The sequence below is a fragment of the Leisingera sp. NJS201 genome (assembly GCF_004535885.1).
Classification (GTDB): Bacteria; Pseudomonadota; Alphaproteobacteria; order Rhodobacterales; family Rhodobacteraceae; genus Leisingera.
This window is the reverse complement of record NZ_CP038234.1, coordinates 3,077,056-3,089,398: the sequence shown is the minus strand read 5'-3', so window position 1 is coordinate 3,089,398 and position 12,343 is coordinate 3,077,056. Positions and strand designations below refer to the sequence as shown.

Below are 12,343 nucleotides of genomic sequence, written 5' to 3'. Positions count from 1 at the left end.
AGCGAATACCCGGCTCGGGCCGGACGCCCGCATAGATACAGGGAATACCATGCCAGCCGACGCATCGGACAAAAGATTTGCCAACACACTGGCGCGGGGCCTTACAATTCTGCGGGCTTTCCGGCCGACGGATGATGGATTGGGCAACCTCGAAATCTCAGAGCGCACCGGCATTCCGCGCCCGACAGTGTCCAGGCTGACCTTCACCCTGTGCGCGCTTGGATACCTGACCCATGGACGGCGGCACGACAAATACCGTCTCGGCCCGGCGGCGCTTGCACTGGGGAATATCGCGGCTGCCTCCTTTGCCTTTGTCGAGATCGCCTCGCCGGTGATGCAGCGGCTGGCGGATGAAACCGGCACGCTGACGGCGATCAGCATCAAAGATGACCAGCGGATGCTGCTGACCAGGGCCTGGCGGCCAGTGAACTCCTCGGCAATCTGGCTGGATGTCGGCTATCGGATGCCGCTTCATACTTCTTCCAGCGGCAAAGCGTATTTGGGTGCGCTCAACGATGAGGAATTTGCCCGTTTTCTTGAAAGCCAAGGCGATGAGCCAGCAGAGTTGCTGGCGGAATTCGCAGCAATAAGACTTGCTGCGCATAATGAGATCCTGGCTGACGGCTACACTCAGGTGAGGGCGTAAGCCGGTTTTCCGAGACCATCAACGCTGCTGCTGTGCCATACCGTCCGTCTGATTTAGGTGAGCCGGTGGCTTTTCTGGCAAGTTCCACCTCAAAGCAACTTACTGATCAACGCATCTCTGACGAGGTTGGCCCGGCACTTGCCGAAGCTGTGTCTGAGGTCCGCAGGATGACCGGCCAACAGTCCGCTCTTGTGATGAATGAATAGGGCGTCCCGGGTGTAACCGACTCTGCCGGCGGAGTTTCGTTTTGCCGCCATTCCTCGCGGAGGGCCCGGAGCCATCGTTTGATGGCAGCTTCTCAGACCGCTTAGGACATTTGTGCGTTTTGCAACATTTGCCTGGCTTGGGCTCAGAGCCAGGTTTCGCCGCTTGCGGCGCCAAAGTTCGCTCCTGCCATGCGAACGACAGCACATCGACCGTAGCAGTGGAAGATCAGAGGCTTGACCTATTCTGCCGATGACTGGTTCCGTTCCATCTGCGCCAAGTTGCCTGCTGCATTGGCATTCGGCGGATCTGAGCCCATCCCGGTCATTGTGATTTCGTACTGCAAGCGCAAACAGCGCTCTCGCACTAAATCGCTCCGCGATATGGGCGTTTGTGGCTGGCGTTGTGCCTAGTCGGGATTTGTTTCGCGGATATCGAGGTTGGGTGTGTGCTGTTGATCGAGGTGATTTTGCCTCAATTGACAGTGGGCTATTCCATGAACATCCAAACACAGAACACGACGACATCCATTCGGGCCCGCATGATCGCGGATATGTCGGCGCGCAATCTTGTGCCAGCGTCTCAGACCGGCCACTTACGAGCCTGCAAGCGTTTTGCGGCCTGGCTCGAGCGCTCGCCGGAGACGGCAACACCGGATGACGTGAAGCACTTCCAGCGGCATCAGATCGAGACCGGTACCAGCATCTGCACCCGTAATCGTACGATGACCGGGGTGAAGTTTCTGTTTCGTGTGACACTGCGGCGGCACGATCTGGTGGCGGAGATCTTCAGCCTGAAGGAACCGGTCAAGGTGCCGCTGGTGCTGAGCCGCAACGAGGTCAAACGCATCCTGCTGATGGCGCCGAGCCTTAAGGCGCGGGTGGTGCTGTCGCTGGCCTATGGCTGCGGCATGCGGGCGGGAGAAGTCGTCCGGCTGCGGGTTGGCGACATCTATGGTGCCCAGAACATTATTCGCATCGTGCAATCGAAGGGCCGCAAAGATCGCAACGTGATGTTGCCTGCCGATATTCTGGGCCTGTTGCGCCACTGGTGGGAAGAACGCCCCACCAGGCAGGACCAAGGCGTGCCGGGCCCAGACCGAGTGATTTTCCCCGGGTATAACGGCAAGCATCTGTCGCCACGCCAGATCTCGCGGCTGTTCAAGCAGGCGGCGCGAGCGGCAGGTATCACCAAGCCGGTCACGCTGCACACGTTGCGACACAGTTTTGCAACTCACCTGTTGGAACGCGGGGTCGACATCCGGGTCATTTACTACCCGGATGTCGATTGCACAGCAATCGATGAGAGGGCAGGCGCTGCTCGGCCATACCAAGCTGACCACGACCGCGCGTTATGCGAGCGTCGCCACCGGAATGATCGCGGCAGTGGACAGCCCGCTCGACGAGTTGACACCGACCAAGCGCAAGAAGAATAAGAGAGGCGTCTCGTAACCCGCCTTGCCCCGGTCACGGCTTGAGGTTGCGGATATCTTCCGCGCCCACGGTGCTGCCTGGCGAGCGGCCAATGCCGGCCATGTCAGCCTCGACCAGTTGAAGGTGATGAGCGCGATCGAGCGCTGCCGCTCGGCGGTGCTCGGCGGCCATGTTGCGCGATGTGAAGACTGCGCGCATGAACACATCGCCTATAATTCCTGCCGCAATCGCCCCTCTCATCGATTGCTGTGCAATCGACTGCCGGGCAAGGATTGTCCCAAATGTCAGGCGGGTGCGGCCGAAGGTCTGGCTGGCGGCACGCGAGGCCGAACTGCTGCCCGTGCGGTATTTCCATCTGGTCTTCACCCTACCGAAGCCGATCGCCGACATCGCGCGCACCAACAAGGGGAGATCTACAACCTGCTTATGCGGGCGAGCGCGGATACGGTGATCCGGGTCGCCGCCGACCCCAAGCACCTCGGCGCCCGGGTTGGCATCACGTCCGTGCTGCACACATCGTGCCGGAGGCGCGTCTTCGACACGATGGGCTCAGCAATGACGCATCATTCCCATGTCCACATGATCGTGCCCCCTCTCGGCAGATTGCTGCGCAATCGCCTGCTGGGCGGCGGGACGGCGGCTTGTTTGCGGACGGGGCGCGGTGGATCGACTGCCGCAGGAACTTCTTTTTGTCCGTCCGGGTTCTGTCCCGCCTGTACCGGCGGCTTATTCTGGACGGACTTGCCCGGCTGCACGATGCCGGAACACTTCAGTTCTTCGGCGATCACGCCGAGCTCGTCGATCGCGCGGTCTTCAACGCCTTCCTGCGACCGCTGCGCAAGATCGACTGGGTCGTCTATGCCAAGGAACCGTTCGCCGGGCCAAAAGCCGTGTCAGCGTACCTATCGCGCTACACGCACAGGATCGCGATCTCAAACCGCCGGCTGATCCGGTTCGATGCACACAGCGTGACATTCAAGGTCAAGAACTACCGCGTCAACGGCTTCAAGCGGCGGACCACCATGACCCTGGAAACAGATGAGTTCATCCGCCGGTTCCTCATCCATGTTCTGCCCAAAGGCCAGCACCGCATTCGCCACTACGGCTTCTGCGGAAATACCCGCCGTGCCGCCAATATCGCCCGGATCAGGGAACTGTTCGGCGCCGCAACATCACATCAGGGTCACACGCATGATGACAGTACCGGGGAAACAGATGCACCCTGCCGCATCCTCGCGCTGCCCTGTCCCTGCTGCGGCGGGCGGTTGATCATTGTCGAAACGATCGCCCCAGAGCACCGCCAGCATCCGCGAGGGCATCTGCATGAACCACGCGCCTCAACCCCAAGCTCGTAACCACAACCGCACACCGCGCCGGCCGCGGCCAAGCCCGCCTGCCCAAATCCAGCCCTCAGCGGTCGTCTGCCTGTCTGTATCCAAAGATTGCGACGCATGGAGGCAGAAAACCAACGAAACCCGTCACAGGCTTGCCTTCAAGGGCCGACACAAACCTGTCCCCGAGCAGCCGGATCCAGGGCGCTCACCCCTCCAATCCCCATAGACCCTGACGATCCGCTCAACCTCGAACCCCGCGATTTCCCGCCTAAGCGCTTCTCAGACGCCAGGCAAGGCCCCGCGTCACCCTAACGTCGCGCGGGGCGTCCGAGAAACCTGCATCAGCGCAGCAGCACGATTTCTCACATTGCGATGCGGCCAAAGATTCAGACTTTCGTGCTTCATGCAGCGCAGTTCATGCGCGCGGAAAATTTGCTCCACCTGGTTTGCGAGGAAGCACTCTCTGAATACGTATTGGAGAGCGGTAGCCGTGACGCTGCCATCGCCAAGCTGTCCACCCAGTTTCTGTTCGTCGACAAGATATGGACCTGTCCCGTTTTCGTGCCGCGCCAAGTGCTCGTTTAGGCCACTTTCCGTTCGAACGCGACCGGGCTTTTCCAACCCAATGCTGAGTGCCGTCGGCGCGGATTGTAGAAGCCATTGATGTACTGGAAGATGGCCATTTCAGCGTCTCGGCGCGTTGGCCATGACCTGCGCCAGATCAACTCTGCTTTGATTGTTTTGAAGAAGGTTTCGACAGCAGAGTTGTCATAGCAATTTCCCTTACCACTCATCGACACCCGGAACCCATGCTGGCGCAGAAGTTTCTGATAGTCGTGGGAACAATATTGGCTGCCGCGATCCGTGTGGTGAATGCATCCTTTGGGTGGCTGCCGCAACGCCACAGCCATCTTCAATGCCCGGATGGCCAGGTCACGCTTCATCCGATTGCTTAACGCCCACCCGATTACGCGCCGTGAATGCAGGTCCAAGATCACAGCAAGATACAACCATCCCTCTCGGGTCCACACGTAACTGATGTCACCAGCCCATTTCTGGTTGGGTTTGTCTGCTGAGAAGTTCCGGTTCAAAAGGTCGGGTGCGATATTGAAAGCGGGGTTGCTGCCCCCCCTCTCGGCAGATTGCGTTGCAATCGCCTGCCGGGCAATGGCCGTCACCTTGTATTTTCTCGACCGTTCAACACGAATGCCATTCTCACGCATCAAACGGCCAACACGCCGATGCCCGGCATTCAAACCGAGTTCCTTTAGTTCCCCGGTCATTCGTGGACGGCCATAGTTGCCCAGACTGAGACGGGACTGTTCTTTGATGCGGGCCAAGACAACCATGCCGGTTCGTTGCCTTTGGCCCGCTGGTCGGCTGCGACAAGTCAGTTCGAATGCGACCGGGCTTTGGCTGGTGCCGTCACCTCGGCTTACGAGGTCTTCAGGTTCTCCTATCTTGGTTACCAGCAATTGTTCGGTGTGGCGACGCCGGAGGAAGAGACGGAACGGCTGAGCGGCTAGTTAAACTTCCGTTTTGTCGCGACGCTTCGTGGCCGTCGTGCGCGGGTGCCCATTGGTCTTGATCGGCAAGTATGTTGGCTGCTTGGTGAAGAAAACCAGCAGGTTTTCATGGCCTTTGAGCGGCGCGTTTTGCGTTCAGATTGAACCGCACCGGGTTTTCCGGAGGCTTCAACTCCTGAGTAGAATGAAGCCATAATGAACAAGACAACAAACAAGTATTCTCCTGAGGTCTGTGAGCGTGCGGTACGCCTGGTGCTGGGCAAGTGAGCCATTGAGGCGCCATTGCTTCGAGCCCAATGGCGAACGGCCAGCACAGTCCCCGCTGGCAGGCGATCATGTCGATCTCCGCGAAGATCGGCTGTTCCGCGCATACGCTGAATGAGTGGGTGAAGAAGGCAGAAGTCGACGGCGGCAAGCGGGCGGGTGTTCCGACTGATGTCGCCGACAGTGCGGGTCGTTCGCGAAGCGATCAAATGATCCGGGGGATCATTTGAAGGCCCAAACGAAGGCGCTTGAGCGGGAGAACCGCGAGTTGCGCCAGGCGAACGAGATCCTCCGCATAGCCTCCGCGTATTTTGCGATGACGGAGCTCGACCGCCGGTCGAAGTGATGGTGTCTTTTATCCGCTGCCCGGCAGCGCATGCCTGCATGCGCGAGAGGGGACATGCATCGCGCTGAGCATGGGGTCGGGCCGATCTGCATTCGCCATTGTCGCTCGGACCAATGGCGCGACATGGCTCATTCCTGCCGATTGCCCCTTCCACGTATTATGAACATCTGGCAAAGCGGGCCAATCCGGCCCGGTTGTCGGACCGTGCCCGGCGTGACGCGGCATTGCGGCCCGAGATCCTGCGTGTTTTCGAAGAGAACTGGCGGGTCTATGGCGTGCGGAAGATCTGGCGGCAATTGCAGCGGGAGGGTTTCACTGTTGCCCGCTGCACGGTCGCCCGGTTGCAGAGGGGCATGGGTATTCAAGGCGCTCGCCATTGTCCTCGGACCAATGGCGGACAAAGGCTCGCTCCGGGGCAAGCCGCACAAAACCACGGTGCCCGACAAAAAGGCCCCATGCCCGCTGGACAAGGTGAACCGGCAGTTCCGTGTGCCCGCGCCCAACATGCTCTGGGTCAGCGATTTCACCTATGTCGCCACCTGGAAAGGGTTCGCCTATGTCGCCTTTGTTATTGATGCCTATGCCCGCAAGATCGTCGGCCCCCTCTCGGCAGATTTGGCTTTGCCAAATCGCCTGCCGGTCAATGGGTCGTGTCAGCACTTCGGCGCATGCCGGGTTTGTTCTCGATGCGCTGGAGCAGGCTGTTCATGAGCGGCGGCCGACGAAGGCGATGGGGCTTGTTCACCACTCCGACCGCGGCAGCCAATACCTTTCGATCAAATACACAGAACGGTTGGGCGAAGCTGGCATCGAACCTTCCGTCGGCAGCGTTGGGGACAGCTATGACAACGCGCTGGCTGAAACGATCAATGGCCTTTTCAAGGCTAAGGTCATTCACCGCCGCGGCCCATGGTGCAACTTCGAAGCCGTGGAATACGCAACGCTCGAATGGGAGGATTGGTTCAACAACCGCCGCCTGCTTGAACCCATTGGGAACATCCCGCCGGCAGAAGCAGAGGCCAATTTCTACGCCGCTCTGGAAACTGAGGACATTGCCGCGTAACTAACTTTAATCAGCCTCCGGCAAACCCGGTGCGGTTCACCTTCTCTCAAATCCATTCGTGCCGCAGTAAATCTATTTTGCTCATGCCTAGCCGAACTGTTGAAATGAATGTAGAGGGTTCGGGCACAAGGAAACCCGTTTGCGGCAGCGCTGCAAGCTCAGCCAGCCGGGCTTCAGTCAAGAGCGTTTCACCAATGATGATGACTTCGCGGTTTTGCGGCCCATAGCCCCGCAGACGGAGAGATTGCAGATCGTGAATGGTGGGGCTTGCTGCCAAATGCGAGCTGGCTGGCGTTGTTGAGAGGCGCAAGGGTTGCAGAAAACCGTCCACTCCGAGGTTCCGCGCAGCGTTGGTTGCCGCCGCTGCACGGAAGGGCCCCAGGGCCTTTGCTGCCGGGGTCAGAACCGCAGGGACAGGCAGGACATGCCGCCGTCCAGTTTGGCGCAGTCGGTGTTGTCGATTTCAACAAGCTGGTAACCCGCCTTGTCGAGCATGTCTGCAGTGCGCGGGAAACCTGCTGCCATCAGCACCAGATTGTTGAACCTGATGGCATTTGCAGCCGCTTCCTCACCCTCGGCCACATGCAGCACACGGTAGCCTTTGAAGCAGCCGGAGGCGTCGAGGCGCTTGGTCGACAGTATAGTCTCGGCATCCATCAGCGAACAATCGGTCTTGAAGTGCAAGACGCCTTCCGGGGTAAAGACTTCGCGCAAGCTGTGGCCCCAACCGGCGGCGATTTCAGCAAGTTCGGCTACACCTGCGGCGTCGGTGCGGTCGGAGCGGCCAACCAGGATTTCCTTGCCGGTAACCAGGATGTCGCCGCCTTCGATATGGCCGGGGCCTTTGATTTCGCGGATGTCGCCGTAGCAGCCGCGCAGGGCCGGGGCCATTTCAGCCACTTCGCCCAGCCGCGACGGTGCGCCGGGGCGCATCAGGATGGCGCCCTGAGGCAGGCACAGGGCGGTGTCCTCGACAAACTGCGCGTCGGGGAATGCGTCCAGCGGATCCAGTTCGATCACCTCGGCGCCGGTGCTGCACAGGGCCGCGACATAAGCCGAATGGGCAGCCAGCATGCTGTCCAGATCCGGGTTGCCGATGTCCTCGGCGCGCAGTCCATTTGCAATGGAGGCGGCGGGGCGGCGGGTGATGGCGCGGGTGAACTCAAATGTGGGGTTTCGCATGGGGGTTACTCCTGTTCCGGAACGGGTCCGGCAATGTCGATTTCAAGTAGGGAGGGGGCGCCGCGGCTGCCGGCCTCGCGGAGTGCGGCGGCAATGGTTTGCGGGTCCATGGGCACGCGGGTGAAGGGGATGCCAAAAGATTTGGCCGCAGCCTCAAAATCCGGCGGGGTCGGGTCGCAGCCAACCACGGGGACGTCCACGGCCTTCATTGAGGCGGCGATTTCGCCGTAACCGCGATTGTTCCAGAGGACAAAGGTGATGGGCAGGTCCTCGTCCACTGCTGCCATGATCTCTGGCAGCGAGAATTGCGCGCCGCCGTCGCCGGCAATGCAGATCACTGATGTGTCCGGTGCGGCGATGGCGGCGCCGATCGCAGCGGGGATGCCAAAGCCAAGCGCGCCGTATCCGGTGGCGGCATTGAACCAGCCGCCGGGGCGGTCGTGGTCGTAGTAGAGGTTGCCGGCATAGATCGGCTGGGTGGAATCGCCGACCATCAATGAGCCGGGAACTGCGGCGCGCATGGCGTTCAGCACCTCGACCTGGCGGCGGTAGTCCGGTCCGATTTCCTCATAGGCAGCGGCGCGGGCGTGTTGCGCACGTTCAGCGCCCTGGCCTTGTTTCGCTGGTCCGGGCAGGGCGGAGAGAAGTGCCGCGGCGGCGTCTCCTGCGCGGCCCGTGATGGCCAGCGCCGTTTCATGCCGCTCCAGCTGCGCGGGGCAGATATCTACCCGGATCAGCCCTGCCATCCGGGGCATGCTGCCGGTGGCGTACATGTCATAGTCGGTTGGTCCCAATTCGGTTCCCAGGGCCAGCACGCAATCGGCGTCGCCGATCAGGGCGCGGGTGGCTTGCAGGCTGGGGCTGGCTGGAACGGTCAGCGGGTGGCCGTGCATCAGGCCGCGGGCGTTTACGGTTTGCACGACGGGGGCGTCCAGGCGTTCGGCCAGGGCTTGGAGGCCTGCACCCGCGGTCTTCATGCCGCCGCCGGCCAGGATTACGACATTTGCTGCTGCGGATAGCCGGTTTGCGGCCTTGGTGATCAGGTCCGGGTCCAGCTGCGGCGGGGGCGGGGGCAGTGCATTTGCGCCGTCGTCGGATGCGGCGCCTGCGACGTCCAGCGGGACTTGTATGTGCGTGGGGCCGGGGCGGCCGGCGGAGAAGGGGGCAAAAGCGTGATCCAGCGCTGCCTCCAATCCGGCAGGGTGTGCCACGTGTTCCGATGCCAAAGCCACGGTTTTGGCCAGGGCGTGCTGGTCCGGCAGCTCGTGCAGGTGGCCGAGGCCCATGCCGAGGGTGCCGCTGGCGTTGACGCCCGAGACCACCAGCATCGGCACCGAATCCGCCCGCGCCTGGGCCATCGGGGTCAGCGTGTTGGTGAGGCCGGGGCCGGTGATCACAAAGGCGACGCCCGGCTGGCCGCAGACGCGGGCGTAACCGTCGGCCATGAAGCCTGCGCCCTGTTCGTGGCGGGGGTGATGTGGCGGATGCCGGAATCTGCCAGCCCGCGGTAAAGCTCGACCGTGTGGACGCCAGGGATCCCGAACACGCAGGAAACCCCGCGTTTCTGCAACCCTGCGACCAGAGCCTCACCAACTGTTTTTGCGGTCATGCGACGCTCCTTGCCTTGCGGTTTGCGTGGGCGGTGATCCGGTCCAGGGCGGTGGCAAAGCTGCTGTCGTCGATTGTAAGCGCGACGCGCACCCAGTTTTTAAGGCTGCCGCCAAAGGCGGAGCCGGGCATCACGGCGACGCCGCTGTCCAAAAGGTCCCAAGCGTAGGCATCACCGTCCAGGCCAGTGGCCGAGACGTCGATAAGGGCAAACATGCCGGCTTCGGGACGGTGGACGCGCAATTCTGTCTCGCTGTGCAAGCGCTGGACCAGCAGGTCGGCGCGGGCAGCAAAACGGGCGGCCATGCCGGGGGCGACTGCGGAGCCATCGCGCACGGCTTTTTCAGTCATGTCAGCGATAAAGGGCTGATTGCCGAACAGCATGGTTTCCGACACTGGCAGCAGCGCGGTGCAGAAGGCCGCAGGCCCGGCGCACCAGCCGCTGCGAAAGCCCGGTGCGGCGTGGGATTTGGAGATCGATGAGACCGCGATCACCCGCTCCGCCAGGGCAGGATCAGAGAGCGGCGAGATGAACTCTGCGCCCTCGAAAATCAGATGCTCGTAGACCTCGTCAGAGATGATCCAGAGGTCATGCTTGATCGCCAGCGCCCCGATTTCGCGCAGGTCTTCGGCGGTCAGGATGGCGCCGGTCGGGTTGTGCGGGGTGGTCAGCAGGATCGCGCGGCTGCGGGGGGTGATGCGCGCGGCGATGTCGCTGGCCTGCATCCGGAACCCGGCCTCAGGCCGCAGCGGCACAGGTACCATGTCCGCACCGGAGGCGCGGATCACACCCTCGTATGTCGCATACATCGGGTCGCCCACCAGCACCTCGGTGCCGGTTTCCGCAACGCCCTGCAGCACCGCATAAAGCGCAGTCTGGGTGCCGGGGAAGCAGAGGATGTTCTCCGGCCCGAAATGACGCCCGCGGCTGGCAGTATAGGCATCGGCCAGCGCGGCGCGCAGGCGGGCTTCGCCTCGCCCGTCGGAATAGCCGGTGCGGCCGGCCTGCATTGCCTGCGCGGCGGTCTGGATCAGGTCCGGCGGGGTGGGCACGTCAGGCTCGCCGATGGTCATCTCAACCAGATCGGCACCGGCTTCGGCCAGTTGGCGCGCCTTCAGGTGCACCTCCCATTTGCCACCGCCCAATCCGGCGAGCCGCTCGGTGATTGCTGTCAGCTTCATGACGTTCCCGCCCCTTGTTCCAAATCAAGTCCTGTCATTGCGGCAATGGATTGCCGCCCGATTTCTGCCAGTTCCCCCGGTGCAAAAGCATCGGGCAAGGCACCGCCCTCCAGCCACAGCCCGTCAATCAGTGCGTTGCAGGCAATCGCCAGCTGGCGCAGCCGTGCGGGCGGGGCCGGGCGGCCGGCTTCCTCGAGCGCGGCGGTGATCAGCGCCTCCAGCTGGTCGCGGAAATAGGCATAGGTGCGTTCGTGCGTCGCCTTCATCTGCGGATCCTGCTGTACCTTGTTGAGGAAGCTGGCCCAAAGCGCGATGGCGCGCGGGTCTACCACCGGCGGCGTCAGCGAGGCATTCACCAAGGCGGTGAGCCGGGCCAGTGCCGAGCCTTCGGTGCCGGCAGCCGGGGCAAAGGTCTGGTCGGTCATGGCCGTCATGTGGTGTTCGTAGGCGGCAGTGATCAGCTCTTCCTTGGAGCTGAAATAATGCCGGATCAGCCCCTGGGTCACGTCGGCGCGCTCGGCAATGCCCCGCACCGTAGCCCCGCGCACGCCGTTTTCCGCCACCAGCTCCAGTGTGGCCAGAATCAGCGCTTCCTTCCGGGATTCGGCGGATTCGCGTTTGAATTTGCGGCGCTCGTCGGTCACCTCAGCTCCTGTTATTTGCCTTGCATAGAAATTATACGCTTGCATAATTACGCGAGTCGCGGCTTACTGCAATCGGAAAATTCGGGAAGACGCAACTATGGACACAGCCGCTGCCGCCTCATCAGCTTTGGAAACTGACGCGCGCCGGGAGGCGATCCGGGTTGAGGATCTGCACAAGTCGTTCGGCAATCTGGAGGTGTTGAAAGGCGTGTCGCTGACCGCCCGTCAGGGCGATGTGGTGGCGATCATCGGGGGCTCGGGGTCGGGCAAGTCGACCATGCTGCGCTGCATAAACTTTCTGGAGACGCCGAGTTCGGGCAAGATCGTGATCGGCGGCGAGGACGTGGCGATGCGGGGCGACGGCACCCCGGCCAATCAGAAGCAGATCGAGCGCATCCGGACCAAGCTGGCGATGGTGTTCCAGCAGTTCAACCTGTGGACCCACCGGACCTTGCTGGAAAATGTGATCGAGGTGCCGGTGCATGTGCTGAAAGTGCCAAAGGCCGAGGCCATCGCCCGTGCGCATGAATTGCTGAATCGCGTGGGTTTGGGCGGCAAAGAGGACACTTATCCCGCCTATCTGTCCGGCGGCCAGCAGCAGCGGGCGGCGATCGCCCGGGCGCTGGCAGTGGACCCGTCGGCGATGCTGTTTGACGAGCCGACCTCAGCCCTGGACCCGGAACTGGTGGGCGAGGTGCTGACGGTGATCCGCGATCTGGCCGCCGAGGGGCGCACCATGCTGCTGGTCACCCACGAGATGAAATTCGCGCGCGAAGTCGCGAACCACGTTGTCTATCTGTACCAGGGCCGCATCGAAGAGCAGGGACCGCCTGCCGAGGTCTTTGGCAATCCGCAATCAGAGCGGCTGAAGCAATTCTTAAGCTCGGTCGCCTGATCCACTACCACCACAA

The 12,343-nt window shown here is 62.0% G+C and carries 8 protein-coding genes and 4 pseudogenes; 6 read left to right on the top strand and 6 right to left on the bottom strand.

Going from position 1 to position 12,343, the window contains the following annotated elements:
* Positions 1-49: 49 nt before the first annotated feature.
* From ETW23_RS15050 to ETW23_RS15040, 3 genes and pseudogenes are all read left to right on the top strand, one after another.
* Positions 50-646 (top strand): IclR family transcriptional regulator, encoded by a 597-nt coding sequence (locus ETW23_RS15050; RefSeq protein WP_368075845.1) that lies wholly within the window; start codon positions 50-52, stop codon positions 644-646.
* Positions 647-1,298: 652 nt separating this feature from the next.
* Positions 1,299-2,285, top strand: a complete 987-nt coding sequence (locus tag ETW23_RS15045; protein WP_254695043.1) for a tyrosine-type recombinase/integrase — start codon at positions 1,299-1,301, stop codon at positions 2,283-2,285.
* Between the two features lie 22 nt (positions 2,286-2,307).
* Positions 2,308-3,638, top strand: a pseudogene (locus ETW23_RS15040) (transposase).
* A gap of 560 nt (positions 3,639-4,198) precedes the next feature.
* Here ETW23_RS15040 and ETW23_RS15035 read toward each other — a convergent pair.
* Positions 4,199-5,002: pseudogene (locus ETW23_RS15035) on the bottom strand (IS3 family transposase); the annotation flags it as partial.
* Here ETW23_RS15035 and ETW23_RS25200 point away from each other — a divergent pair.
* Both ETW23_RS25200 and ETW23_RS15030 read left to right on the top strand, forming a co-directional pair.
* Positions 4,982-5,143, top strand: coding sequence for a hypothetical protein (locus tag ETW23_RS25200; protein ID WP_167738044.1), 162 nt, complete (start codon positions 4,982-4,984; stop codon positions 5,141-5,143). The pseudogene ETW23_RS15035 and the gene ETW23_RS25200 sit on opposite strands and share 21 nt — an antisense overlap.
* 195 nt (positions 5,144-5,338) lie before the next feature.
* Positions 5,339-6,816, top strand: a pseudogene (locus ETW23_RS15030) (IS3 family transposase).
* A gap of 46 nt (positions 6,817-6,862) precedes the next feature.
* Here the strand turns inward: ETW23_RS15030 and ETW23_RS15025 are convergent.
* From ETW23_RS15025 to ETW23_RS15005, 5 genes and pseudogenes are all read right to left on the bottom strand, one after another.
* Positions 6,863-7,147: a hypothetical protein gene (locus ETW23_RS15025; protein WP_134830465.1), complete on the bottom strand. Its 285-nt coding sequence runs from the start codon at positions 7,145-7,147 to the stop codon at positions 6,863-6,865.
* A gap of 68 nt (positions 7,148-7,215) precedes the next feature.
* On the bottom strand, positions 7,216-7,998 hold the full coding sequence (locus ETW23_RS15020) for an arginine deiminase family protein (RefSeq protein WP_134830464.1): 783 nt from the start codon (positions 7,996-7,998) through the stop codon (positions 7,216-7,218).
* A gap of 5 nt (positions 7,999-8,003) precedes the next feature.
* Positions 8,004-9,607: pseudogene (locus tag ETW23_RS15015) on the bottom strand (5-guanidino-2-oxopentanoate decarboxylase).
* Positions 9,604-10,788, bottom strand: coding sequence for a pyridoxal phosphate-dependent aminotransferase (locus tag ETW23_RS15010; RefSeq protein WP_134830463.1), 1,185 nt, complete (start codon positions 10,786-10,788; stop codon positions 9,604-9,606). Before ETW23_RS15010 ends, ETW23_RS15015 begins: the two are co-directional and overlap by 4 nt.
* Positions 10,785-11,432: a TetR/AcrR family transcriptional regulator gene (locus ETW23_RS15005; protein ID WP_254695042.1), complete on the bottom strand. Its 648-nt coding sequence runs from the start codon at positions 11,430-11,432 to the stop codon at positions 10,785-10,787. Before ETW23_RS15005 ends, ETW23_RS15010 begins: the two co-directional genes overlap by 4 nt.
* A 97-nt stretch (positions 11,433-11,529) precedes the next feature.
* Here ETW23_RS15005 and ETW23_RS15000 point away from each other — a divergent pair, with 97 nt between their 5' ends.
* Positions 11,530-12,327 carry an ABC transporter ATP-binding protein gene (locus ETW23_RS15000; protein ID WP_129371921.1) on the top strand — a complete coding sequence of 266 codons (798 nt, stop codon included), beginning with the start codon at positions 11,530-11,532 and terminating at the stop codon, positions 12,325-12,327.
* Positions 12,328-12,343: the final 16 nt, after the last annotated feature.

What these genes read in the sequence shown, in the direction of transcription:
- ETW23_RS15000 (WP_129371921.1), top strand. Translation starts at nt 11,530, where the DNA reads ATGGACACAGCCGCTGCCGCCTCATCAGCTTTGGAAACTGACGCGCGC.
- ETW23_RS15010 (WP_134830463.1), bottom strand. Translation starts at nt 10,788, where the DNA reads ATGAAGCTGACAGCAATCACCGAGCGGCTCGCCGGATTGGGCGGTGGC.
- ETW23_RS15050 (WP_368075845.1), top strand. Translation starts at nt 50, where the DNA reads ATGCCAGCCGACGCATCGGACAAAAGATTTGCCAACACACTGGCGCGG.
- ETW23_RS15020 (WP_134830464.1), bottom strand. Translation starts at nt 7,998, where the DNA reads ATGCGAAACCCCACATTTGAGTTCACCCGCGCCATCACCCGCCGCCCC.